20 protein-coding genes and 1 riboswitch are annotated in these 25,909 nt (G+C 57.4%); of the genes, 12 read left to right on the top strand and 8 right to left on the bottom strand.

Features of this window, described 5'->3' with window-relative positions:
• Nucleotides 1-49: 49 nt before the first annotated feature.
• From mdtD to J1C59_RS06620, 10 genes are all read left to right on the top strand, one after another.
• Nucleotides 50-1,456, top strand: coding sequence for an MFS transporter (gene mdtD, locus J1C59_RS06665; protein ID WP_128086441.1), 1,407 nt, complete (start codon nucleotides 50-52; stop codon nucleotides 1,454-1,456).
• Nucleotides 1,453-2,841, top strand: coding sequence for an envelope stress sensor histidine kinase BaeS (gene baeS, locus J1C59_RS06660; RefSeq protein ID WP_128086440.1), 1,389 nt, complete (start codon nucleotides 1,453-1,455; stop codon nucleotides 2,839-2,841). Before mdtD ends, baeS begins: the two co-directional genes overlap by 4 nt.
• Before the next feature lie 6 nt (nucleotides 2,842-2,847).
• Complete coding sequence (baeR, locus tag J1C59_RS06655) at nucleotides 2,848-3,555, top strand: envelope stress response regulator BaeR (protein ID WP_128086439.1); 708 nt, start codon at nucleotides 2,848-2,850, stop codon at nucleotides 3,553-3,555.
• Between the two features lie 122 nt (nucleotides 3,556-3,677).
• Complete coding sequence (gene trhP, locus J1C59_RS06650; RefSeq protein ID WP_128086438.1) at nucleotides 3,678-5,060, top strand: prephenate-dependent tRNA uridine(34) hydroxylase TrhP; 1,383 nt, start codon at nucleotides 3,678-3,680, stop codon at nucleotides 5,058-5,060.
• Nucleotides 5,061-5,278: 218 nt separating this feature from the next.
• Nucleotides 5,279-6,178 carry a lipid kinase YegS gene (yegS, locus tag J1C59_RS06645; RefSeq protein ID WP_128086437.1) on the top strand — a complete coding sequence of 300 codons (900 nt, stop codon included), beginning with the start codon at nucleotides 5,279-5,281 and terminating at the stop codon, nucleotides 6,176-6,178.
• Nucleotides 6,179-6,386: 208 nt separating this feature from the next.
• Entirely contained in the window at nucleotides 6,387-7,601 is a 1,215-nt protein-coding gene (gene manD, locus J1C59_RS06640) for a D-mannonate dehydratase ManD (RefSeq protein WP_128086436.1), read from the top strand.
• A gap of 10 nt (nucleotides 7,602-7,611) precedes the next feature.
• Nucleotides 7,612-8,622 carry a Zn-dependent oxidoreductase gene (locus J1C59_RS06635; protein ID WP_140917209.1) on the top strand — a complete coding sequence of 337 codons (1,011 nt, stop codon included), beginning with the start codon at nucleotides 7,612-7,614 and terminating at the stop codon, nucleotides 8,620-8,622.
• Nucleotides 8,623-8,698: 76 nt separating this feature from the next.
• Nucleotides 8,699-9,982, top strand: a complete 1,284-nt coding sequence (locus J1C59_RS06630; protein WP_128085249.1) for an MFS transporter — start codon at nucleotides 8,699-8,701, stop codon at nucleotides 9,980-9,982.
• Between the two features lie 64 nt (nucleotides 9,983-10,046).
• Nucleotides 10,047-11,552: a mannitol dehydrogenase family protein gene (locus J1C59_RS06625; RefSeq protein ID WP_128085248.1), complete on the top strand. Its 1,506-nt coding sequence runs from the start codon at nucleotides 10,047-10,049 to the stop codon at nucleotides 11,550-11,552.
• A 55-nt stretch (nucleotides 11,553-11,607) separates the two neighbouring features.
• On the top strand, nucleotides 11,608-12,294 hold the full coding sequence (locus J1C59_RS06620) for a GntR family transcriptional regulator (protein WP_128085247.1): 687 nt from the start codon (nucleotides 11,608-11,610) through the stop codon (nucleotides 12,292-12,294).
• 43 nt (nucleotides 12,295-12,337) lie between these two features.
• Here J1C59_RS06620 and thiD read toward each other — a convergent pair whose 3' ends face one another.
• The gene (gene thiD / locus J1C59_RS06615) at nucleotides 12,338-13,138 is read right to left on the bottom strand and encodes a bifunctional hydroxymethylpyrimidine kinase/phosphomethylpyrimidine kinase (protein WP_128085246.1); all 801 of its coding nucleotides are present in this window, start codon (nucleotides 13,136-13,138) and stop codon (nucleotides 12,338-12,340) included.
• A complete protein-coding gene (gene thiM / locus J1C59_RS06610) occupies nucleotides 13,125-13,922 on the bottom strand; it encodes a hydroxyethylthiazole kinase (protein ID WP_128085253.1) in 798 nt (265 codons plus the stop codon). The genes thiD and thiM overlap by 14 nt, the downstream gene beginning before the upstream one ends.
• Nucleotides 13,923-13,956: 34 nt before the next feature.
• A riboswitch (TPP riboswitch) is annotated at nucleotides 13,957-14,053 on the bottom strand.
• Between the two features lie 428 nt (nucleotides 14,054-14,481).
• On the opposite strand from thiM, the gene J1C59_RS06605 reads away from it, so the two are divergent.
• On the top strand, nucleotides 14,482-15,663 hold the full coding sequence (locus tag J1C59_RS06605; protein WP_128085245.1) for a XylR family transcriptional regulator: 1,182 nt from the start codon (nucleotides 14,482-14,484) through the stop codon (nucleotides 15,661-15,663).
• Nucleotides 15,664-15,749: 86 nt separating this feature from the next.
• Here J1C59_RS06605 and J1C59_RS06600 read toward each other — a convergent pair whose 3' ends face one another.
• From J1C59_RS06600 to J1C59_RS06585, 4 genes are all read right to left on the bottom strand, one after another.
• Complete coding sequence (locus tag J1C59_RS06600; RefSeq protein WP_128085244.1) at nucleotides 15,750-16,463, bottom strand: oligogalacturonate-specific porin KdgM family protein; 714 nt, start codon at nucleotides 16,461-16,463, stop codon at nucleotides 15,750-15,752.
• Between the two features lie 226 nt (nucleotides 16,464-16,689).
• Complete coding sequence (locus tag J1C59_RS06595; RefSeq protein WP_128085243.1) at nucleotides 16,690-19,083, bottom strand: glycoside hydrolase family 3 N-terminal domain-containing protein; 2,394 nt, start codon at nucleotides 19,081-19,083, stop codon at nucleotides 16,690-16,692.
• Between the two features lie 60 nt (nucleotides 19,084-19,143).
• Nucleotides 19,144-20,670: an MFS transporter gene (locus tag J1C59_RS06590; protein ID WP_167498273.1), complete on the bottom strand. Its 1,527-nt coding sequence runs from the start codon at nucleotides 20,668-20,670 to the stop codon at nucleotides 19,144-19,146.
• 50 nt (nucleotides 20,671-20,720) lie between these two features.
• Entirely contained in the window at nucleotides 20,721-22,709 is a 1,989-nt protein-coding gene (locus tag J1C59_RS06585) for an alpha-glucuronidase (RefSeq protein ID WP_128085240.1), read from the bottom strand.
• Nucleotides 22,710-23,203: 494 nt separating this feature from the next.
• Here J1C59_RS06585 and J1C59_RS06580 point away from each other — a divergent pair, with 494 nt between their 5' ends.
• Complete coding sequence (locus J1C59_RS06580) at nucleotides 23,204-23,401, top strand: hypothetical protein (RefSeq protein ID WP_128085252.1); 198 nt, start codon at nucleotides 23,204-23,206, stop codon at nucleotides 23,399-23,401.
• A gap of 178 nt (nucleotides 23,402-23,579) precedes the next feature.
• Here J1C59_RS06580 and ahpF read toward each other — a convergent pair whose 3' ends face one another.
• Entirely contained in the window at nucleotides 23,580-25,148 is a 1,569-nt protein-coding gene (ahpF, locus tag J1C59_RS06575; RefSeq protein ID WP_128085239.1) for an alkyl hydroperoxide reductase subunit F, read from the bottom strand.
• A gap of 71 nt (nucleotides 25,149-25,219) precedes the next feature.
• The gene (gene ahpC, locus J1C59_RS06570; protein ID WP_111138776.1) at nucleotides 25,220-25,783 is read right to left on the bottom strand and encodes an alkyl hydroperoxide reductase subunit C; all 564 of its coding nucleotides are present in this window, start codon (nucleotides 25,781-25,783) and stop codon (nucleotides 25,220-25,222) included.
• Nucleotides 25,784-25,909: the final 126 nt, after the last annotated feature.

Here is a 25,909-nt window from a genome sequence, read left to right as displayed (position 1 = left end):
AGAGGCGATGGCTGCCGCGATCGGGGAACAGGCCGTTATCGGGGGATCGATGAGTACGCAAAGCACTAACGTCCGCTGGCAGTTATGGATTGTTGCCATCGGCTTCTTTATGCAGACGCTGGACACCACCATCGTGAATACCGCGATCCCCTCTATGGCGCACGATCTGGGTGTCAGCCCGCTGCACATGCACGCGGTGATCGTCTATTACGTGCTGACGGTGGCGGTGATGCTGCCGGTCAGCGGCTGGCTGGCGGACCGCTTTGGCGTGCGTAACATCTTTTTCAGCGCGATTGTGCTGTTCAGCCTGGGATCGCTGCTGTGCGCCCTCTCCGCCACGCTGGATCAGCTGGTACTCTCGCGGGTGGTGCAGGGGATTGGCGGCGCGATGATGGTGCCGGTAGGGCGTCTGACGGTGATGAAGATCGTGCCGCGTGAGCAGTACATGTCCGCGATGACCTTTGTCACCCTGCCCGGCCAGATTGGCCCGCTGCTCGGCCCGGCGCTGGGCGGCGTGCTGGTAGAGTACGCCAGCTGGCACTGGATCTTCCTGATTAATATACCGGTCGGCATCGCGGGCGCTATCGCGACCCTGATGCTGATGCCTAACTACCGTATGCAGACGCGGCGCTTTGACTTTGCCGGTTTTATGCTGCTGGCCGCCGGGATGGCGACCCTCACCCTGGCGCTGGATGGCCAGCGCAGCAGCGGCGGCTCTCCGCTGTTGCTGGGTGGCATGATTCTGGCAGGCACCTTCTCGCTGCTCTTCTATCTGCTGCATGCGCGCGGCAATGAAAACGCGCTGTTCAGCCTGAAGCTGTTCGATAACCGGATTTACGCGATTGGCCTGCTCGGCAGCTTCACCGGCCGCATCGGCAGTGGCATGCTGCCCTTTATGACGCCGATTTTCCTCCAGCTCGGCATGGGCTACAGCCCGTTCCACGCCGGTCTGATGATGATTCCGATGGTGCTGGGCAATATGGGGATGAAGCGCATCGTGGTGCGCATCGTTAATCTTTTTGGCTATCGCCGGGTGCTGGTGATGTCGACCGTGGCACTGGCGCTGGTGGTGCTGCTCTTCCCGCTGGTGGCGATGCTGGGCTGGGTCTGGCTGCTGCCGCTGGTGCTGTTTCTGCAGGGGATGGTTAACGCCATTCGCTTCTCATCGATGAATACCCTGACGCTGAAGGAGCTGCCCGATGAACTGGCCTCCAGCGGCAACAGCCTGCTGTCGATGATCATGCAGCTGTCGATGAGTATTGGCGTCACCGTGGCCGGGCTGCTGCTGGGGGCGTTTGCGCAGGAGAGCGTGGCGGGCAGCGCCGCAGAGCACCAGATGTTTATTTATACCTACCTGTGTATGTCGCTGATTATCATCCTGCCCGCGCTGGTGTTCTGGCGCGTTCCTTCCCAGGTGAGTACCAACGTCGATCTGCGACGCCGGAGAAAAAAATGAGAGTTAACCTGCGCCTGGGTATCGGGGCGAAACTGTTTATGGCGATCTTCGCCACCTGCATGCTGGTGCTGATCACCATGCACTGGGGCGTACGGCTCAGCTTCGAGCATGGCTTCGTCGATTACATCAAGCGCGGCAATCAGCAGCGCCTGAACCTGCTCAGCGATGCGCTGGCCGACCAGTATGAGCAGCACGGCAACTGGGATTTTTTGCGTCACAACGATCGGCTGATCTTCACTATGCTGCGTTCGCTGGAGCAGAACCCGGACAGCAGCAGTCAGCTGCCGCCCCACGGCTGGCGTACACAGTTCTGGGTGCTTGATCAGCAGTATAAGGTAATGGTCGGCCCGCCGGGGCCGGTGCCGCCGGAAGGCACGCGGCGCAATATCACCACCAGCACGGGCAAGATTGTTGGCTGGGTGATCGGCTCTCCCCCGGAGCGACTGACGCGCAGTACCGACATCAACTTTGATCTTCAGCAGCGGCGTACCAGCTGGATTATCGTCGGCCTCTCGACCCTGCTGGCAGCGCTGGCGACCTGGCTGATGGCGCGCGGTCTGCTGGCCCCGGTTAAGCGGCTGGTCGACGGCACTCATCATCTGGCGGCCGGTAACTTCGCCACCCGCGTCGAGGTCAGCAGCCGGGATGAACTGGGCCAGCTGGCGGGCGACTTCAACCTGCTTGCCCGCTCGCTGGAGAAAAACGAGAGCATGCGTCGCGCCTTTATGGCCGATATCTCCCACGAGCTGCGCACCCCGCTGGCGATTCTGCGGGGTGAGCTGGAAGCGATGCAGGATGGGGTACGCAAACTGACGCCGGAAGCGATCGCCTCGCTGCAGAGTGAAGTGGTGGTGCTGACCAAGCTGGTTGACGACCTGCACCAGCTGTCGCTGTCCGACGTGGGAGCCCTCGCCTACCGCAAACAGGCGACCGACCTGGTGCAGCTGCTGGAGGTAACGGCGGGCAGCTTTGCCGAACGCTATCGCGCGCACCAGCTGACGCTGAAACTGAATCTGCCCGATCAGGCGCCCTTCTTTGGCGATCCCGACCGCCTGATGCAACTCTTCACCAACCTGCTGGAGAACAGCCTGCGCTACACCGACAGCGGAGGCCGGGTGGAGGTGACGCTCCGCTATGAGGCTCCCGACTGGCATATCGAATTTGATGACAGTGCACCCGGCGTGGACAAGGCGTATCAGGCGCAGATTTTTGAGCGTTTCTTCCGCACCGAGGGGTCGCGCAACCGTGCCAGCGGCGGCTCAGGCCTCGGCCTCGCCATCTGTAAAAACATTGCGGCAGCGCATGGCGGCGACCTTCATGCGGCGCACTCTGATTTAGGTGGACTGAAAATCGCGCTACACTTGCGCTATGTTCCCCCTGTGTAGACGCTTATGAACCCGGAAACCCCCGATCCGCTGATTCTGGTGGTCGAAGATGAGCCGAAACTGGCGCAGCTGATGATCGACTATCTGCTTGCCTCAAATTACCGCACCCATCACATCGCCGACGGCAGTGCGGTGCTGGAATATGTTCGCCAGACGCCACCCGACCTGATGCTGCTGGATTTGATGCTGCCCGGCACAGACGGCCTGACGCTGTGCCGCGAAATCCGCCGCCATTCTGACCTGCCGATTATTATGGTGACGGCGCGCACCGAAGAGATCGACCGGCTGCTGGGGCTGGAGCTGGGCGCAGATGACTACATCTGCAAACCCTTCAGCCCGCGCGAAGTGGTGGCGCGGGTCAAAACCATTCTGCGCCGCGTCAGACGTTCGGCGGAAGAGCCGCAGAGCGCCTCGCTGCTGCGGGTCGATGAGAGCCGCTTCTACGCCAGCTGGCGCGACAAACCGCTCGACCTCACGCCCGCCGAGTTCCGCCTGCTGAAAACGCTGTCGCTGGAGCCGGGCAAGGTCTTTTCACGCGAACAGCTGCTCAACCATCTCTATGATGACTACCGGGTGGTGACGGATCGCACAATCGACAGCCACATCAAGAATCTGCGCCGTAAGCTGGAGACGCTCGACAGCGAGCAGCCCTTTATCCGCGCCGTCTACGGCATGGGCTATCGCTGGGAGGCCGATGCCTGTCATTTGATCTAGTTTGATCCCGATCAATTTACTTCCCTTTTCTCACTGCCTACAATTCCGCACCTTTTGCAGGGCTTAAGGCCCTGCACCTGCCGCCTTCGGCGGCATGCTGACCTGACATCAGTGAGACAAACATGAAACCCGAGCTTCTCTCCCCCGCCGGCACGCTGAAGAATATGCGTTACGCCTTTGCCTACGGCGCCGATGCCGTCTATGCCGGCCAGCCGCGCTACAGCCTGCGGGTGCGCAACAACGAATTTACCCACGAGAATCTTGCGCTGGGCATCAGCGAGGCCCACGCGCTGGGCAAAAAGTTCTATGTGGTCGTCAACATTGCGCCGCACAACGCCAAGCTGAAAACCTTTATCCGCGACCTGACGCCGGTGGTGGCCATGCAGCCCGACGCGCTGATCATGTCCGATCCCGGCCTGATTATGCTGGTGCGGGAGGCCTTTCCGTCGATGCCGATTCACCTGTCGGTGCAGGCCAACGCGGTCAACTGGGCGACGGTGAAATTCTGGCAGCAGAGGGGGCTGAGCCGGGTGATCCTGTCTCGCGAGCTGTCGCTGGAGGAGATCGCCGAGATCCGCCAGCAGGTGCCGGAGATGGAGCTGGAAGTCTTTGTTCACGGCGCGCTCTGCATGGCCTATTCCGGTCGCTGCCTGCTGTCGGGCTACATGAACAAGCGTGACCCGAATCAGGGCACCTGCACGAACGCCTGCCGCTGGGAGTACAAAGTGGCCGAAGGTCAGCAGGATGAGGTGGGCAATATCGTGGGTATCCATGAACCCATCGCGGTGCAGGATGTGACCCCCACGCTGGGCGTGGGCCAGCCGACCGACAAGGTGTTTCTGCTGGAAGAGAAGATGAAACCGGGCGAGGTCATGAGCGCATTCGAAGATGAGCACGGCACCTACATCATGAATTCGCGCGATCTGCGCGCCGTCGCCCATGTGGAGCGGCTCAGCGGGATGGGCGTGCATTCGCTGAAAATCGAGGGCCGCACCAAATCCTACTACTACTGCGCCCGCACCGCGCAGGTCTATCGCCGGGCGATTGATGATGCCGCCGAGGGTAAACCCTTTGATCCTTCACTGCTGCAGACCCTGGAAGGCCTGGCCCATCGCGGCTACACCGAAGGCTTCCTGCGCCGCCACACGCATGACAGCTACCAGAACTATCAGCAGGGCTTTTCGGTTTCCGATCGCCAGCAGTTTGTCGGCGAATTTACCGGCGAGCGTCGCGGTGAATGGGCGGAAGTGGCGGTGAAGAACAAGTTTATGCTGCACGACAGCGTGGAGATCATGACGCCTGCGGGAAACCTGCAGTGCCGGATCGATGCCCTGCAGAATGCCCGCGGTGAGTCCACAGAGATTGCGCCGGGCGATGGTCATCGCGTCTGGCTGCAGGTGCCTGAAGAGGTGGACCTGCAGTTTGCCCTGCTGCTGCGTAACTTCGATCACGGTGAAGATACCCGCGATCCGCATAACCGTTTACCAACGGAAACAATTTGTTGAAATCAGAACAGGATCACAGACCCTCAGGCCGGGCTGCTTTATAGTCCCGCCTGCTGCTAACGAGTAACAACAAACGGCAGATTTATCAGGAACCACCTCATTTACCCGCCCGGCTCCCCCGTGCGGGTTTTCTTTTTTCTCTCTTTCTCCAATAATTTGCTGCTGGCAGCTATGTTATAAACTCCTTTCTTACTCTGTAGATCCTCAAGGAACGCAAAATGGATAATAAACCGCTGACGCTGCTCATCCTGAACGGGAAAGGCGCGGGTAATGAAGATCTGCGCGACGCGATTACTGCCCTGCGTGAACAAGGTTTCGACATTGCGGTGCGTGTCACGTTTGAAAAAGGCGACGGCGACCGTTACGTCAAAGAGGCGATCGCGCTGCAGGCGGAAACCGTAGTGGCAGGCGGTGGCGATGGCACCATCAATGAAATCGCGACGGCGCTGGCCGCGTCCGATGCGGCGCATCGCCCGGTGCTGGGCATTCTGCCGCTGGGCACCGCCAATGACTTCGCCACCAGCGTCGGGATTCCGGAAGAGATGGAGCCCGCTTTGCGGCTGGCTATTCAGGGTAAAGCACACGCTATCGATCTGGCCCGGGTCAATCAGAGCCACTACTTCATCAACATGGCGACTGGCGGATTCGGCACCCGCATCACCACCGAAACGCCGGAAAAGCTGAAGTCAGCGCTGGGCGGCGTCTCTTACTTTATTCACGGCCTGATGCGCATGGATACGCTGAAACCTGACACCTGTGAAATCAGCGGCCCCGATTTCGCCTGGCAGGGCGACGCGCTGGTGATCGGTATCGGCAATGGGCGTCAGGCGGGCGGCGGTCAGCGGTTATGCCCGTCTGCCCTGATCAACGATGGCCGGCTGGATGTGAGTATCGTCACTGCTCAGGAGTTGCTGCCGACGCTGCTGCACTCCCTGACCGGCGACGACGACAATCCGGGTATCGTCACCACGCAGCTGGAATCCCTGACCATCCGTTCTCCGCATGAGATGACCTTCAATCTGGACGGTGAGCCACTTTCCGGCCGCGAGTTTGTCATCGAGGTGATGGCAGGCGCGCTGAGCTGCCGCCTGCCGCCGCAGTGCGCCCTGCTTTCCTGACACCTTAACGGGGGTAATCGCCCCCGTTCACTGCCCGTCCTCCCGCTGTTCTGAGCCCGCATACGCTACTACGCCCACCCCTTTCTGCCCTGTGATTTTCCCGGCTCTATACTCTGTGATTCCCTTCACAACTCTGCCAGCCTTACTTGTATGGTAGTATTAATGCGCGTATTTTTTCGTCATTCAACACTGACGTAAGGTACCCGGAATGAAAATTGTTAAGGCGGAAGTCTTTGTCACCTGTGCAGGCAGGAACTTTGTCACGCTGAAGATCACCACGGATCAGGGCCTGACCGGCGTGGGTGATGCCACCCTCAACGGTCGCGAGCTGCCGGTCGCTTCCTATCTGAAAGATCATGTCTGTCCGCAGCTGATCGGCCGCGATGCCCATCAGATCGAGGACATCTGGCAATACTTCTACAAGGGCGCTTACTGGCGTCGCGGTCCGGTCACGATGTCCGCCATCTCTGCCGTGGATATGGCGCTGTGGGATATCAAAGGCAAAGCCGCAAATATGCCGGTTTACCAGCTGCTGGGCGGCGCTTCCCGCTCCGGCGTGATGGTCTATTGCCACACCACCGGCCACTCCATTGATGAAGTCATGGATGATTACGCAAAGCACAAAGCGCTGGGCTTTAAAGCGATTCGCGTGCAGTGCGGCGTGCCGGGAATGAAAACCACCTATGGCATGGCGAAAGGCAAAGGGCTGGCGTATGAGCCTGCGACTAAAGGCAACTGGCCGGAAGAGCAGCTCTGGTCAACCGAGAAGTATCTCGATTTCACCCCAAAACTGTTCGCCGCGATCCGCGATAAATTCGGTTTCGATGAGCATCTGCTGCATGACATGCACCATCGCCTGACGCCGATTGAAGCGGCCCGCTTCGGCAAGAGCGTGGAAGCGTATCGCCTGTTCTGGATGGAGGATCCGACGCCTGCCGAGAATCAGGCGTGCTTCCGCCTGATCCGCCAGCACACCGTAACGCCGATTGCGGTGGGAGAAGTGTTCAACAGCATCTGGGATTGTAAGCAGCTGATTGAAGAGCAGCTGATCGACTATATCCGCACCACCATCACCCACGCGGGTGGCATTACCGGCATGCGGCGCATCGCGGATTTTGCCTCGCTTTATCAGGTGCGCACCGGCTCGCACGGCCCTTCCGATCTCTCGCCCGTCTGCATGGCGGCGGCGCTGCACTTTGACCTCTGGGTGCCGAATTTCGGCGTGCAGGAGTACATGGGCTTCTCCGAACAGATGATGGAGCTGTTTGATGCCAGCTGGCGCTTTGATCAGGGCTATATGCATCCCGGCGACAAGCCCGGCCTCGGCATCGATTTCAACGAAAAACTGGCGGCGAAATATCCCTACGAGCCTGCTTATCTGCCGGTCGCCCGTCTTGAAGATGGCACCCTCTGGAACTGGTAAGGAGAGCTGGATGAAAAGCGTCGTAATTGAACAGCCGGGAAAACTGACGATCGCCGAGCGCCCCCTGCCCCAGCCGGCGGCAGGCGAGGTGCGGGTAAAAGTGACCGGTGCCAGCATCTGCGGCTCGGATGTCCATATCTGGCACGGCCACAACCCGTTCGCCCGCTATCCGCGCGTCATCGGCCATGAGTTTTTTGGCGTGATCGATGCGGTGGGCGACGGCGTTGACGCGGCCCGCCTGGGTCAGCGCGTTGCGGTCGATCCGGTCATCAGCTGCGGCAGCTGCTATCCCTGCTCCGTCGGCCGGCCCAACGTCTGCGCCACACTGCAGGTGATCGGCGTGCACCGCGACGGCGGCTTCAGCGACTATGCGCTGGCACCCGCCCGCAATGCCTGGCCGCTGCCGGACACGATCCCCGATCGGCTCGCCAGCCTGATCGAGCCTTTTACTATCGCCGCCAACATCACGGCGTTTCTTCAGCCGCGTCCCGACGATATCGCCCTGATCTACGGTGCTGGCCCGATGGGGCTCACTGCCGTGCAGGTGCTGAAAGGGGTCTATGGCGTGAAGAGCGTAATGGTGGTGGATCGGCTGCCGGAACGGCTGGCACTGGCCGCGCAGAGCGGTGCGGACCAGTGCTTCGATAACGGTGAGATCCCGCTGGCGGAGCAGCTCAGCGGCGTGCAGCCGACCTTGATCATTGATGCCGCCTGCCATCCCGCCATTCTGACTGAGGCGGCGGCGCTCGCCTCACCGGCTGGCCGCATCGGCCTGCTGGGCTTCTCCGGCGAACCCTGCACCATCACGCAGCAAAGCCTGACCAGTAAAGAGCTGTCGCTGTTTACCTCCCGCCTGAACAGCAACCGTTTTCCGCAGGTCATTGACTGGCTGGAACAGGGTTTACTCCAGCCCGAAAAACTGGTCACACACGCCTTTCCGCTCAGGGACGTGGAACGCGCGATGACCCTGTTTGAAAAAGATCCTCGCACCTGCTGCAAAGTGATCCTGCAAATGGATTAACACCTGCTCTGCCCAGACGGTGCCAGTGCATGTTCGCGGGCACCCTTAAAACGATAAAACAGACCCTGGAGTTTGTATGTTCAAGAACCTGCGCTGGACCCTCGTTTTACTGCTGTTCCTGGTTTACATGATTAACTATCTGGACCGCGTCGCCCTGTCGCTGACGGTGCCGCTGGTTGAAAAAGATCTGGCGATTAATGCGGAACAGTTCGGCATCATCTTCGGCAGCTTCTTCTTTGGTTATGCCCTCTTTAACTTTGTCGGCGGTCTGGCCACCGATCGCTTCGGCCCCAAAATCGTTCTGGCCGTGGCGGTAGGCGCCTGGTCCATTTTCTGCGGTATGACCGCCCTGGCCACCGGCTTCTGGTCGTTGCTGATCCTGCGCATATTGTTCGGCATGGCGGAGGGGCCGATCTGCTCGTCGGCGAACAAAGCGATCAACGGCTGGTTTCCCCGCAAACAGGCCGCGACGGCCATGGGCCTGCTGAGTGCCGGTTCACCGCTGGGAGGCGCAGTTGCAGGCCCGATCATTGGCTATCTGGCGCTGGCCTTCGGCTGGCGGCCGGCATTCGTCATCGTCTGCTGCATCGGTCTGGTCTGGATGGCGTTCTGGCTCTTTTTTGCCGCAGACAATCCGGCCAAAAGCCCGCGGGTGACGGATGAGGAGCGTCAGCTCATCGCACGCCTCAAAAGTACCAGCCCGAACGATGAGGTCGATCTCGCCGAGACACCGCACCCTTTTGGCTACTACCTGCGTCAGCCGATTATCCTGGTCACCGCCTTTGCCTTCTTTTGCTACAACTACATCCTGTTCTTCTTTCTGAGCTGGTTCCCGGCCTACCTGGTGCAGGCGCACGGGCTGGATATCAAATCGATGAGCATCACCACGATGATTCCGTGGATCGTGGGCTTCGTCGGTCTGGCGCTGGGCGGCTGGATCTCCGATAAAATCTTTAACCTCACCAGCAAGCTGTTGTTGTCGCGTAAAATTGTGCTGGTGGTCTCACTGCTGGCAGCCGCAATTTGTGTGGCACTGGCGGGTACGATAAAAGAGGTGGTTCCCGCCGTAATGATGATGTCGGTGTCGATCTTCTTTCTCTATATCACCGGCGCGATCTACTGGGCCATTATTCAGGATGTGGTCCACAAGAGCCGCATCGGCAGCATCAGCGGTTTTATCCATCTGACAGGGAGTCTCTCCGGCATTATCGGGCCTGTTGTCACGGGCTTTATTGTTCAGCACACCGGCAAATTTGACAGCGCCTTTGTCCTGGCCGGGTGTGTTGCTGCGCTGGGTGCTTTCCTGGTGCTGTTTGTCATTCGCAGTCCGAAAACCCGCGATAAACCGGTTTCGGTCTGAGTGTTGTTTCTGACAGAACCATGATTTGGGGCGCTTTTCGCCCCGTTAGCCAAAAGGACGGATTATGTTACAGATCGATCGCCTGCCCGCAGAAATCAGGCGCCCCGCTTATGACCGCAGTCAGTTAAAAACCCGCATGGTGCACATCGGTTTCGGTGCCTTTCATCGTGCTCATCAGGCTCTGTGCAGCGATAAACTGGCTGAACAGGGCAGCGACTGGGGATACTGTGAAGTTAACCTCAATAGCGGTGCCCTGATTCAGGCGCTGCGCGAGCAGCATCTGCTCTATACCCTGACGGAGAGGGCCGATGACGCACAGCAGACCCGCGTGATTGGCGTCATTACCCAGGCGCTGCACGGTAAAAGTGACGGGATTGAGGCGGTCATTGAGGCGATGTCTCAACCCGATGTGGCGATCGTCTCCATGACCGTGACCGAGAAAGGCTACTGCCACCAGCCAGCCAGTGGACACATAAACCCGGACCATCCCGATATCGTGCATGACCTGCAGCATCCGGACGCACCGCGATCGCTGCCGGGGCTGATTCTGGCTGCGATTCGCCGCCGCCGGGATCGGAATCTGCCGCCCTTCAGCGTGATGTCCTGCGACAACATGCCGGAGAATGGCCATGTCACCCGCAACGTCATCGTGCAGCTGGCCCGGCTGCAGGATCCGGCGCTGGCCGATTATATTCAGCAGCAGATCACCTTCCCGTCCACGATGGTGGATCGCATCGTGCCAGCCATGACCGACGATGCGTTCAGCGCGCTCAGCGCGCGCCTGGGCTCCCGCGACCCGGTAGCGGTCGAAGCGGAACCTTTCTTTCAGTGGGTCATTGAAGATAACTTCGTCAATGGCCGTCCGGCGTGGGAGAAGGCGGGCGCAGAGCTGGTCAGCGATGTCCTGCCTTATGAAGAGATGAAACTGCGCATGCTGAATGGCAGCCACTCTTTCCTGGCCTATCTCGGCTTCCTGGCGGGCTATGAACACATCAGCGACTGCATGGCCGACCCCCACTTCCGTGCCGCCGCCCGTTCACTGATGGTAGATGAGCAGGCACCGACCCTGCGCACCCAGGGTGTCGACCTTAACGCCTATGCTGATTCGCTGATCGCCCGTTATGAGAACCGCGCCATTAAACACCGCACCGGGCAAATCGCCACCGATGGCAGCCAGAAACTGCCTCAGCGCCTGCTCGACAGCCTGCGCTGGCATCTGCAGCACGGCAGTGACTGCGACCTGCTGCTGCTGGGGGTGGCGGGCTGGATGCGCTACGTCGGCGGCGTCGACGAACAGGGCCAGCCGATTACCCTCCGCGATCCGATGCAGAAACAGCTGGCGGAATGTGTGGCCGCCAGCGAAGAGGGCGAGGCGCGCGTACGGGCCCTTCTCTCGCTGCGCGAAGTGTTTGGCGAGGATCTGCTGCAGAACGCCGATGTGGTCGCCCGGCTGACCGGCTGGTATCAGCAACTTTCAGAAAAGGGGGCGCGCGCGACGGTGCATCACTGCCTCGAACGCCGCCAGCAGCAGGCCAATAAAGGGCTGGCGCAGACGCAGCGTGCTGATTAGACTGACACTTTCCCATCGCGCTGGCTCCGGCCAGCCGTAATATGGATATTGCTGCATGTCGATCGCCTATACCATTACAACCAGCGAACCGGTGAATCAGCAGATTTACCGGTATCTCCGCAAAGATATCGTCACCTGCGCGATTCAGCCGGGTTCGCTGCTGTCGGAAAAAGAGGTCTCTGCGCGCTTTAACGTCTCGCGCCAGCCGGTGCGGGAAGCGTTTATCAAGCTGGCCGAAGCGGGACTGGTACAGGTATTGCCGCAGCGCGGCACCTTCGTGCGCAAAATTTCCGCCAAACGGGTGGCGGATGGCCGCTTTATCCGTGAGGCGGTGGAAATCTCGGTCGTGCGTCGTGCGGCGCAGGAGATCACAGCGCCAGCGCTGATGGCGCTGGAGCATAACCTGCAGCTGCAACGCATGGCCGCAGCGCGCCATGACAGCCAGGCGTTTCTCAGCCTGGACGATGAGTTTCATCGTCTGATTGCAGAAAGCATTGACTGCAGGCTCGCCTGGGAAACGGTGGAGAACATCAAAGCCGCCATGGACCGGGTCCGGTTCCTGACGCTGAGTGAAGTCTCCCCGCCGGAAAAGCTGATTGAGCAGCATGAAGAGATTTTTGCCGCGCTGACGTCTCACGATGCGGAGGCGGCCGAAACGGCCATGCGTCTGCACCTGCAGGAGATGATCTTCTCTATCACTCCGATTGCCGAGCGCAACAGCGCCTGGTTCGAAACGCCCTGAGTCACGCCCTCATCGCCTGCCAGGACGATGAGGGGCTGCATCACTACCACCATTGATGAAAATGGTGAACCGGCCCGATGCCCTTGCCGACCTCCAGTGAATCCGCCTGCAGCAGCGCCTGCTGCAGCCAGCTTTTCGCCTCTGCAAGGGTGTCTGCCCAGTCAGCATGGCGCGGACGCAGAGCCGCTAACGCCGCCGACAGGGTACACCCCGTGCCGTGCGTATGCCGGGTGTTGACGCGCGGGGTGCTGAATCGCTGCTCTGCGCCGGGGGCGATCAGCCAGTCCGGGCTTTCGCCCGTCGCCAGATGACCGCCCTTCATCAGCACGGCCTGACAGCCCAGCGCGAGCAGTGCCCGCCCCTGCTCGCGCATCTCCGCTTCGTCGGTGGCGAGAGCACAATCCAGCAAGGCCGCCGCTTCCGGCAGATTAGGGGTGATCAGCGAGACCTGTGGCAATAACAGCTCACGGACACTGGCCACGGCGTCCGGGGAAAGCAGCGCATCCCCGCTTTTCGCCACCATCACCGTATCCAGCACCACAAAGGGGATCGCCGCCTGCTTCAGGCGGGCGGCCACCTGTTCCACGATAGCCGTTTCCGACAGCATGCCAATTTTCGCACTGTCGATGCGGATATCACTCAGCACCGAGTCGAGCTGAGCGGTGACGAAGTCCGGATCGATACGGCAGACCGACTGCACGCCGCAGGTATTCTGTGCCACCAGCGCGGTAATAACACTGGTGCCATAGGCACCCAGCGCGGAGAACGTTTTGAGATCGGCCTGGATCCCGGCGCCACCGCTGGGATCGGTCCCGGCAATCGTCAGGGCATTAATGCGTTTCATGCTGTGCCTCCAGCGTCCAGAGTGCATCAACAAACGCCGTGGCAAAACTGCCCGGCGCGGCGGCCTGTGACGCCGCCCTCTCCCCCGCTGACGACATGACCTGACAGGCGGCGGCCACGTTTAACAGCCGGTCGCCGGGCAGGCTGCTGAACCCCGCCACGACCGCTGAGAGCGCGCAGCCGGTGCCGACTACCCGCGTCATCAGGGGCGAGCCGCCGCGAAGCGCAACGATCCGCGTACCGTCGGTAGCGTAATCCACCTCCCCACTGACGATGACCAGCGTGCGCCAGGTGGTGGCGAGCTGCCGGGCGGCATCGAGCGCCGCATCCGCCTGATGCAGCGTATCCACGCCGCGTCCGCCACTGGCCTGCTTTGCCAGCGCCAGAATCTCTGAGGCGTTACCGCGGATCACGGCCGGTTCCTGACTCAATAACTGCTGGCAGAAGTCACTGCGCAGCGTCAGTGCGCCGACCGCCACCGGGTCGAGCGTCCAGGGGGTGCCTGCCTCCCGGGCGGCAGTGACGGCGGCCTGCATCGCCTGCTGACGCTCGCGGGTCAGAGTGCCGACATTGATGAGGAGCGCATCGGCAAAGCGGCTGAACTCAGCGGCTTCGCCAGCATCGATAACCATCGCCGGAGAGGCGTTCAGAGCCAGCAGCACGTTGGCGGTAAAGTTCTGTACCACCTCATTGGTCATACAGTGCACCAGCGGTGAGTGACGGCGAAAAGCGTGCAGAAAAGGCGCGAAGTGCGCGGCGGAAAGGTGTTGAGATGGCTGTGACATCATAGCTCCCAACCGGCGAACAAGAAGGCGAATGCGGTCAGGCATCAGACTTCCCTACGCTGGCATTATCCAGATCAGGTAATACGGGTATTTCTCAGCCTTCACAAAGAAGGGCACCCCGAGTCGTTTAACTAAATTCAGTCAGTCAGGATAGTAATGTCAGCAGGCGGTCCTGTAAACGCATACCGCACGATTACGGCATCACTCCCGGACTCCGTTGGCGTCCTCACTCACCGGCAGAAACCGCTCGGGCAGTCTGCGCTGCCCCGCTTCTGCCACATCCGGATTCGCGAAGAAACCCGTAACACTTTACCAGGCGATCCCGTTTATTTCGCGCAACTTTCACCTGTCGCGTTCCAGATTACCTATACAGGTTAACTGTCTGATCAATCTGGGCATTTATCTTTTTCACACACTGCACGTGTTGCCGCACTGGACTTTTTTCACGCAACGCAGAAAAAGAGTGCGCCAGCTTACAGGACAAACACAAAACGGTTAAAGAAAGCACCGACCTGTGCTATTCACAGTGCAGGATAAACCTGCCAGGGAGGCTGACGGAATGGAGAAGACCTTTCATATCGCGCTCTTATTTAATGCGAATAAGGCGTATGACCGCCAGATAATCGAGGGCGTGGGTAAATACCTGCAGCGTTCCCGTGCCCTGTGGGATGTTTACATCGCAGACGATTTCCGCAGTAACATTGACAGCATCAATGGCTGGAACGTGGATGGTGTCATTGCTGACTGCGATGTGCTGGCGGTTGAACAGGAACTCAATAAGCTGACCATGCCTGTTGTCGGTATTGGTGGCTCCTACTCCTCCGGAAAGGCTTTTCCGAATCTGCACTATGTGGCTACTGATAACTACAGCCTGGTCGCGACTGCGCTGGAGCATCTGATTAACAAGGGTATGGAACATTTTGCCCTGTACAGCTTCCCTGCCTGTCCGGATAAACGCTGGGCAACCGAACGTGAGAACGCATTTGCTGCGATCCTGCAGCAAAAGGACCGGACCGGATTAATTTATCGCGGCCATGATATCACTATCGATAACTGGCAGACGGCGCAGAACCAGTTGGCTGACTGGGTAACGTCTCTGCCAGAGGGCACCGGCATCGTCGCGGTGACAGATTCCCGCGCCAGACATTTACTGCAGATTTGTGAAAATATAGGGATCCCGGTGCCGGAAAAGTTAGCCATTATTGGCATCGACAATGAAGAGTTAACGCAACATCTGTCGGGCATCAGTCTCTCCTCCGTGGTTCATGGCGCAATAAAAATGGGTTCCTGCGCGGCTGAAATTCTTCATAAACTCTTAAAGGGAGAGTCCTTGCCGTTGCAGCGCGTGGTGGTTCCCCCGCTGAAACTGGTGGAACGCCGTTCGAGCAATTATCGTTCTATTGTCGATCCCTATGTTATCCGGGCAATGAACTTTATCCGCGATAATGCCTGTAAGGGTATCAAGGCTGAACAGGTCATCAGTTTTACCGGTATTTCACGAACCAGTCTGGAAATCCGTTTTAAAGCGCATCTGGGTGCGACCATTCACACCGTCATTCATAATGAAAAAATCGAACATGCCCGCAACTTACTCATCACCACAGATCTCCCGATGAAAGAGATCTCACTGATTGCGGGTTATCCCTCTGTTCAGTATTTCTATCTGGTCTTCAGGAAAACTTATAATCTGACCCCGAAAGCCTACCGCAGCCGTTATCAGGAGCAGAATCGTGCCAGTTAACTGGCTGAATCTATCCGTCAGCGAAACCGTATTTTCTGGCGGGAAGGCACGTTTAAAATCTACGCCGACCCGCCAGAGAGAATGCTTCAGAACAGATATTTCAGGCCGATACGCATCCGGTACTCTTTATCACCGTTTCCTGCCCGACCCAGATCGGAAATATCACCAAAAGGTTTCCAGTGTGAGTCATACTGGTAGCTAAGATAGAGCGTATGCTGCCACATATCTTTTTTGTTATTTCCGAAGTGAAAATCGTTCTGCTTCTGCAGATAGACCGGGTTATAGTTAACAAATAACTTATCCGTGACCTGCCAGTTCAGCCATAGATCATATTCGTGCGAGCTGTTTCGTTGCAGACTGTCATCCAGGCAGGGTGTTTTATAGTTGTAGTGATAGTAGCGATACCCGGCCATCACGCCGAACTGAGGGCTGAGTTGATAATTAAACTTCAGGTAGGGATCGATGTGACTGCCCTTGTGCCCCCAGCTGAAGACCATGTCGGGAATAAACGAAAACCGGTCTGTCAGCGGAATCGCGTAGGTGACTTCTACCTCTGAGTAGTTGTTCTTAAATTCAGTGTAATTACTGCCGTTGTTGATCGTGTTCTGATATGAGAAAGAAACACTGTCATTAATCACGGTTGAAATCTGCAGTCGGGTCTGGAACATTTTACTGCCGGTGGTATAGGCTTCACGAATATCCACGCCCGTGGATGAGAAATCTAACGCAAAGGCAGAAAGTGGCATAGCAGAAATCATTACTGCACTGGCTAACGCCTGTTTTTTCATCATCGCTTTCATCGTCTTTTCCCTTTATGGTAGTAATCCTTTTTATGGTCATAGAATAACCGAAAGCGCATGAATATAATTTTATCATTTTTTACTGGCTAATTATTAAATATAGCAACTGTGACTGTGTGCAAAATATAAAAAACAAAAGAGCCATTAACGTTAAAGGTTTAATTAAAAAACCGCTCCGGAGAGCGGTGAATAGAAAACAGAAGCAGGATAAATCTGGCTGGAATAATTAAATTGTGGGCGGTAAGCGATAACTGATGGTGGCATGACTCTCCATTGACCAGCGCTCATCCAGAATGCGCAGCGGCCCTGCCAGCGTAATCGTCTGCTGAAGCACAATATTGTCTGAGGCTTCACCAATCATTAAAATAAAGTCTCCCGGCTCTACCCTGCGCCGGCCCTGATTATCCGTAAAGTTAAGCATATCTGCCGGAAGCGTGAAGCTGATGTCCGCCGACTGCGCCGGAGCTAACCGGATGCGCTGAAATGCTTTTAACTCCTGAACCGGGCGCACCAGCGAAGCCTGAATATCGCGGACATAAACCTGAACTACGGTGTCGGCCTCCCGCTCTCCGCTGTTTTCCACCGTCAGGGTGAAGGTCACCGCCTCATCCATAGCGAAAACCCGCTTTGGTAAAGAGAGAGCAGAGAGTCTGAACGTCGAGTAGCTCAGGCCATAACCAAAGGCGTAGCGTGGCGGAAAGTGAAAGGCGACCGGTGTGCCGCTGCTCTTCATTTTATGGTTATAGAAATAGGGCATCGCACCCACGTCTTGCGGCACAGAGACGACCAGCCTGCCACCCGGACTCTGCCTGCCCGTCAGAACGTCTGCAATGGCGTAGCCCCCCTCCTGCCCGGCCTGCCACGCCATCAGGAAACCCGCCAGCCGATCCTCCAGCCCCTGCAGGCTATAGGGGCGACCGCTGGTCATGACCACAATCGTCGGAACGCCCGTCTCGACCACCGCTGCCAGCAGCTGCTGCTGTACGCCGGGCAGGTTCAGAGTATCGGTGTCCGACCCCTCGCCGACCGTGCCGCTCTGGAACAGCCCGGCCAGATCGCCGACAAAGCAGATCGCCAGCTCCGACTCACGTGCGGCCTGAACCGCGTCGGCGATCAGAGAGACATCGCACGACACCGGTGAAGCGGCCAGCGCCCTGCCGACATCACCCGGAAATACCGGCGTCCCTGCGGCGCGCTGCGTCAGAATATGGCACCCTTTCCGGTAGGTGATCCGGCATTCCGGCAGCGCCTCCTGCAGAGCGGCTAATGGCGTGGTGACCTGGCTGGTGTTCGCCTCGGTATCACTCAGAATCAGGTGTACGGGAAAACTGTACCCCGATAGCAGCGCCAGTGGATCGTCCGCCGTCGGGCCGATGACCGCCACCGATTTTAGCGCTGACGCCCGTAGCGGTAAGGTGCCGTCATTCTCCAGCAGGGTCATGGATTCCCGTGCCACCTGCAGGGCAACCTCACGCGCCCGCGCCGACTGAAAATCGGGCCGGGCTTCCGGGATAAAGGGATTATCGAAGAGTCCGGTTCTGAATTTCTCCGTCAGGACTCTGACGACGATCTGATCGATTTTCGCCTCTGCGATCAGCCCTCGTGCCAGCGCCTCTTTCAGGGCCGCCGCGCAGTCATCTTTCGGCAGTTCCACATCCAGCCCGGCATTGAAGGCGCTGGCCGCCGATTCAGCGCGATCGGCGGTAACGCCATGATGCTGATGCAGCAGGCTGACGCCGCCATAATCGGCCACGATCAGCCCGTCGAATCCCCAGCGGTCGCGTAATATTTCGGTCAGCAGGAAAGCATCGTTATGGCAGGGCTGATTATCGATATCATGGTAAGCGGGCATCACCGATCCCGCATCCGCCAGCTTGACCGCCATCTCAAAAGGCAGCAGAAAGATATCGTTCAGTTCTTTGAAGCCCAGATGAACCGGCGCGTGATTACGCGCGCCCTCGCTGAACGAGTGCGCGACGTAGTGTTTCAGCGTCGCCAGCAGATCGCGCTTCTCTCCCTGCAGGCCCCTCACATATTCTGTCGCCATGATCCCGACCAGATAGGGATCTTCGCCAAAGGTCTCTTCTGTCCGGCCCCAGCGCAGATCGCGCGAGACATCCAGAACCGGAGCCAGCGCCTGACGACAGCCGATGCTACGCGCCTCACGGCCGATGCAGTCCGCCATAGCCTTTATCAGCCCCGGATGCCAGGTGGAGGCCATATTCAGGGAGGAGGGAAACAGGGTCGCCCCCATGCACATCAGCCCTGCCAGACACTCCTCATGAAACAGCGCCGGAATACCGAAACGACTCGCCGAGATAATGCGCTTCTGCAGTGCATTAAATAGCGCGATGCCGGTTTCCCCCTCCAGCATCCCGGAACCAAAAGGCCGCGTAATCTGCCCCACCCCCAGCGCGATCTTCTGCTCAAACGATGCCTGTGCGTCCCGGTGGCTGAACTGGTCACTGGCATCCTGCCGTTCGGTGACCACGCCCTCATCTGAAACAATCAGCCAGTAGCCATGCATCTGCGCGATCTTCTCGTCCAGTGTCATCTGGCTGAGCAGCGCGCGGGCGCGCGCCTCTGCAGGCAATGAGGGGTCCTGATAATGACGATCCATGAATAACCTCTGTGTGATAGAAACTTTTCGATCTGACGTGGCTGGCTCTGCGCCGTCTGATTAGCCCTTCCCGGCCGGCTGGGGGGTGACGTGGGCATGTTCGCGGGTTTCGCCCTGCCAGATTTTTTCATATTTAATTCCGGTCAGGCTCTCAATCACCACGCGCGTTTCCGGCGTGCTGCCTGTCAGGTCGCCATCGGTCTCTTTCAGGCGCGCCACCTCATCGAGCAGAATCTGATGCGTGCGGCGATCTAATTTAAAGCGGGTGGAGACAATAAAGGCGAAGAAGAGTAATGCCAGGGTGCCCAGGCAGACGATGCCCACCACCGTATCCGTTGCTAACCGGGTCTGTGTGGTGGCGCCTGAGACGAAGCCATTCATCTCAAGAAGTGCGCCCACCACCAGTGCCGAGATCCCCAGCGTACTTTTCCGCACAAAGGTCATCATGCCGGCAAAGATGCCTTCACGGCGTTTTCGGGTCATGACCTCATCCACATCGGGAATAAAGGGGTAGATGTTCCAGGTCAGGTAGACATAGCCGCCCTTGAACAACTGATAGATGAAGGCGATGCCATAGAGCGCCATTACCATCCATGAGGGCTGATAAAAATAGAATGCGGTAAACGCCAGCATGCAAAGCATCACCACCAGATAACAGAGCTGCAGTAATCTGGCCGGTTTACAGCGTATAAAAGCCCAGGCAAACACCGCCGTTCCCCAGCCAAAACAGAAAATCCCCACCGACATCAGATTCGCGGCCAGGGTCGCATCCTGATTCAGGGCAAAGATGATGAAGAAGGCGAAGACGGAGCTCAGCAGATCCAGCGCGGTAAAAGAGAGGATATACATCAGCAGAAGCTGTCTGAACGCTTTCACCTTCAGGCTGGTCAGCATCTCATGGATGATGGAGGAAAAGAGTGTATTCCAGGGCTTGCGGGGCGCTGACTGAGGTTCAGGGGTGGCGGTTTCGCGCTCCCAGGTGCTGAAATAGGTAATAATTAGCGCCATCATGGTGAGCACCGTAAAGATGATAGCGTTAATCAGAAATGCCTGCGGCGATTGATTACCAAATATTTTAAACAGCTGGCCCGGAATAAAGGTGGCCAGAGACGCGGCCAGGCCGGCGAAAATAATTCTGGCGGCTGAGAGACGGGTTCTCTCTTTATAGTCACTGGTCATCTCCGACGCGATCGCCTCATAAGGGATGATGACCATGGCCGCGATGATTTCCATTAACAGATAGGTGGTGAGGTAATAAAAATAGTGCATACCCTCCACCCACATCAGGCTGAAAATAACCAGCAGCGGGCAGCAGAAGAGCAGGAAGGAGCGTCGGCGGCCAAAGCGACGGCCGATACGGGTATTACCGATATTATCCGTGGCGTAGCCCACCAGCGGACTGATAATCGTATCCAGGATCCTGGCAATAAAGAGGATAGAACCGGCTTGCATCGGGCTCAGGCCGCAATAGGTGACATAGAAAAACATCAGCCAGGCGCCCATTACGGCAAAAGCGCCACTGCCCAGTATATCGGTGACGCCATAACCCATATAATTTTTTAAGGTTATCTTACGAGGTTCTTTCATAATCAGCTCCATGCAGTAGGGTGGGCACGATTGCCCACCGTCCTCAAACGTTATTTATATATTTTTCGTCCCTTGTTATCGTCGATACCTGACTTGCGGTAAAAATAGGTATTAATCCTGTCACGCCATTCGCTGGCATTCTTTTTCTGTTTCTCAAGACGCTCGGCGACGTTTCTGTGAATATCCGAGGGAATTAACGTCGCCAGTTTTTGCCAGCGCTGAATAAAGCCTTCTACCGCCTCAACGCCGGAAAAATGGGTGTCGTAAATATGCTGAATGACGCTCTTACCATTTTTCAGGCGGTGGTCGTACCGCAAAAAATGGAAAAAGAGGAGTAACTCATCAGGGCAACGCTGCAGATCGTTATAAAGCTGGCAATTTTCCGGCGCATATAATGCGACGTAGCCCGTGCCGCTTTCGAGGGTGCGATCCACGCCCAGACCATTGCGATCGGCATAGTGATAGGTTCCCCATACGTCATATTCATAGCCATCGATATTTGGCCCGTAGTGATGATGGGGATTGACCATCCAGCCCACGCCCAGCGGCGCAGTGTAATCTTCGTAGACCTGCCCGCTGGAGAGCAGCATCTCACTGACCGTCCGGGTAACCTCCGCGTCTGTCCCGAAGGTTAACTGGCTCCACTCCCTGGCGAGCACTCCGGCTTCGATGGCAGGATTCCAGAGGAGTCGGCCATAGCCATAGAGATTGGCCTGCGCCAGCACATGTCCGGTCCAGAAGCGGTCGTCGCCGGTGTTGACGACCGCGGTTACCCCCGCATGCGGCATCGCGTTCGCCCGGCCACAGACCAGATCTTCGATGGTGGAGGGGCCTGATGAGAGTCGGGTATCGAACGCCAGAATCGTTTTCCACTGCGGCACCAGCCAGAACAGGTCGATCTGCTGCCCGGTATACTCCTGGGTGATTTGCAGTTCGAGCACCTGATTGGTGGCAGGCATCGCCCCCAGCAGCGGCGAAACCGGTTCACGCACCTGAAAATCCATCGGGCCGTTTTTGATCTGCAGAATCACGTTTTCGCGGAACTGCCCATCCAGCGGCGCGAAATGTTCATAGGCGGCGCGCGCCCGGTCGGTCTGACGATCGCGCCAGTCCTGCTGGCAGTTGTAGACAAAGCAGCGCCAGAAAACCAGTCCGCCGTGGGGAGCCAGCGCCTCGCCGAGCATGTTGGCCCCGTCCGCATGGGTGCGGTGATAGGTAAAGGGGCCGGGACGATGCTCTGAGTCCGCTTTCACCACCACGCCACCGAAATCGGGAATGTCACGATAAAGCGCATCAAAGCAGTGACGCCACCAGGCTTTGACCTGCGCATCGAGTGGATCGGCTGTCGTTAAATCCCCCAGCTCTATCGGACTGGCGTAATTCACGGATAAAAAGAGCTGAATCCCCCATCCGCGAAAGAGGTCACACAGCTCAATCAGCGCCTGCCGGTATTCCTGCGTAATCAGCCGTGTCTCGACCTGATGAACGTTAACGTTATTGATGGTCAGCGCATTGATGCCCGCGCTGGCCAGCAGGCGGGCATAGCGGCCTGTTTTCTCGTGATCGCCAATGAATCTGTTCTCTGTAAAGAACAGCGACCGGCCGGCATAGCCGCGCTCGATGGTGCCATCCATGTTATCCCAGTGATTCAGCATCCGGATGGTGATGGCGGGAGAGTCAGAGAGGTATGTGCCGCAGGAGAAATCTTTCAGCTGCAGACGTTTCATCAGTTCAAACCAGCCATAGAGCAAGCCGGTCATTTCACTGGCCGAGACTTCAATAACGTCTTCATCATGACGCAGAGTAAAACTTCCGGCCCTGCGTCCGTCGCTGTCTAAACTGAACAGTAAACTCTTACCCTTTTCTGCCGTCGTCGGCGAAAAAGCGGAAAACTCTTTTTTCAGATTATCCAGCACCGGCGACGCCGTTTCCGGGAAAAGGATGGCGTTAATATGCAGCGCGTTGTCACTGAATAAAGCTGAAATATTATTTCGATCGACCAACCAGCAGGATGACGCTTTTTCTTTTACCTGTTCCATTAATTTCACCTCAGACGTTCCATGCCTGATTTATGCGGTATCGCCGCTGACTCCCGCAATTACTTTTTTTAAAACCCCTGTTCTGTTTCTTAGCAACTGTGAATCAGATCACCCGGATTAACGTTATTCCGGCCGTGAGACAGCCCGGACGGCGAATAAAACCCTGTATTGTCGGACGACGAAAACGAAAAACGCGGCAGGCATTACTCCTCACCGTTGCGGGTAGGTTGCGGAAGTTTATCAGGGCCGCAGGCAGAGAAAACCGGGGCTGCATCCCCCTCTTCCTATGATCCGGATCAACACTGTGCGGTGCAAAAAGAGGCTTAATGCTGCGGGTCAGCGAAATACCTCTTAAGTGTTACAGGCTATATAAACGAGGCTCAGGCCGATATTTCCCGGCACTTGTCGTCGATAAAAGCCGGCTCAATTTTACCTGTTTTCTCATCTGACCCGATTAATTCAGAAACCGGACTTCATACTATTTGGGATGTATGATGCGATTATCAGCGCTTATTCCACACTATCACCGATGGCAGAACATTATTATCGAACGGCACGGTGCTATCGCCCCCAGCGGCAGATATTACCTCTCCACCTCGCTTACCGCCTGTTGTTCAGGCTGTGGTAAAACCATTCATCGTATTTATTACCGGGATATCAGCGATCGGCAGGCGCGACGCTGGCTGGGATGAAATGAGATTAGCACCGGCTGTGGGTGTGCCCTGCAGGCCAGCGCGTTCAGGCCGGGTCAATCGGGGCTGATTTCGGGTGCGGTGATGCGGTGCAACGTGGCGGTCTGATAATGGGATGCTGGCGGGCAAAAAAAAACCTCCCGGACGCGAGGCCGGGAGGTTTTCAGTCTGCGGCAGATTACTCTGCCGACTGAGTACGGATCAGATAGTCAAACGCACTCAGCGAGGCTTTGGCACCTTCACCGCTGGCGATAATAATCTGCTTGTACGGCACGGTGGTACAGTCACCCGCAGCAAACACGCCTTTCAGGCTGGTTTCGCATTTCGCATCGATGATGATCTCGCCCATCTTATTGCGCTCAACCGCCCCTTCCAGCCACGGGGTGTTCGGCAGCAGACCAATCTGGACGAAGATACCGGAGAGCGCCAGCTCACGGGTCGTCTGCGTGGTACGGTCGATGTAGTGCAGACCGGTGACTTTGCTGCCGTCGCCTTTCACTTCGGTCGTCTGAGCATTGAGGATCACGTCGACGTTTTTCAGGCTGCGCAGTTTATCCTGCAGCACCTTGTCGGCGCGCATCTCACCGGCAAACTCCAGCAGCGTAACGTGTTCAACGATACCCGCCAGGTCGATAGCCGCTTCCACACCCGAGTTACCGCCACCGATAACCGCCGTGCGCTTGCCTTTGAACAGCGGGCCGTCGCAGTGCGGGCAATACGTCACGCCCTTCGTGCGGTACGCTTCTTCACCCGGCACGCCCATGTTACGCCAGCGTGCGCCTGTCGCCAGGATGATGCTGCGCGACTTCAGTACAGCACCGGAGGCCGTTTCGATAGCGTGCATGCCACCCTCTTTTACGGCCGGGATCAGCTTAATCGCGCTCTGGCTCTCAATCACATCCACGTTGTAATCATCAACGTGGGCGCGCAGTGAACCTGCCAGTTTTGCCCCTTCAGTTTTCGGCACGGAGATATAGTTTTCGATATCAACCGTGTCCAGCACCTGGCCGCCGAAACGTTCGCCCAGCAGACCGGTCCGGATCCCTTTACGTGCTGAATAGATGGCGGCGGCGGCGCCCGCCGGGCCGCTGCCGACGATCAGCACGTCATAAGCGTCACGCTTGTTCAGCTCTTCAGCCGCGCGTTTATCGGCATTCGTATCAATTTTGCTGACGATCTCCGCCAGGCTCATGCGGCCCTGGCCGAAGGCTTTGCCGTTAAGGTAAACGGCCGGCACGCCCATCACATTGCGTTCCTGAATCTCGTTCTGGAACAGGCCGCCGTCAATAGCGGTGTGGCTGATGCGCGGGTTAATCACCGCCATCAGGTTCAGCGCCTGTACCACGTCAGGGCAGTTGTGGCAGGAGAGTGAATAGTAGGTTTCGAAATGGAAGTCGCTGTCCAGGGCCGCGATCTGATCCAGCAGGCTCTGTGCTTCCTTCGAAGGATGCCCACCGGTCTGCAGCAAGGCCAGCACCAGTGAGGTAAATTCGTGACCCAGTGGCGAACCGGCAAAACGCGGGCCGCTGTTCGAACCTGGGTTCGTGATCAGGAAAGAGGGCTTGCGCACCTGACGATCGTTCTCTTCGCGGAAACTGACTTTCTCAGACAGCTCAGCGATATCAACCAACAGTTCACGGATCTCGGTTGATTTTGCGCCCTCATCCAGGGTGGCAATCAACTCAACAGGTTTTGTTAATTTCTCAAGGTAAGCCCTGAGCTGCGTTTTCAGATTAGTGTCGAGCATAGTGATATCCTGGTCAAAAAATCGGGTGCCGCAGCACCCGATTGGAGAATGGTCGAAAGGCCGAAGCGGAATTAGATTTTACCAACCAGGTCCAGAGATGGCGCCAGGGTAGCATCACCTTCTTTCCATTTTGCCGGGCACACTTCACCTGGGTGAGAAGCCACGTACTGAGCAGCTTTCACTTTGCGCAGCAGGTCAGAAGCGTCACGGCCAATGCCTTCAGCGGTGATTTCGATCGCCTGGATTACGCCTTCCGGGTCAACGATGAACGTACCACGGTCAGCCAGACCTTCGTCTTCACGCATGATTTCGAAGTTACGGGTCAGCGCGCCAGTCGGGTCACCGATCATCGCATATTTGATTTTTGCGATGGTGTCAGAAGAACCGTGCCAGGCTTTGTGGGTAAAGTGGGTGTCGGTCGAAACGGAGTAGATATCTACGCCCAGTTTCTGGAACTCTTCGTAGTGATCAGCCACGTCGCCCAGTTCGGTCGGGCAGACGAAGGTGAAGTCAGCAGGATAGAAGAAGAACACACTCCATTTACCTTCAACGTCTTTCTCGGTTACGTCGATGAATTCGCCGTTTTTAAATGCTGCGTTTTTGAACGGCTTGATTTTGGTATTGATAATAGACATCTGGTGGCCTCCGTTAAAATATGTGATGCAGGTTACATAATTTTCGGGCCAACATCTAATATGCAGACGTTATCAATCTGATTAACGAAAGCTATCAAATGCTGAAAGCCTTATGCTTTCTGGCCC

It is taken from the genome of Pantoea deleyi (assembly GCF_022647325.1).
In the GTDB taxonomy this organism is placed as follows: domain Bacteria; phylum Pseudomonadota; class Gammaproteobacteria; order Enterobacterales; family Enterobacteriaceae; genus Pantoea; species Pantoea deleyi.
The sequence above is the reverse complement of the archived record's forward strand: the minus strand, read 5'-3'. Positions and strand labels throughout refer to the sequence as shown.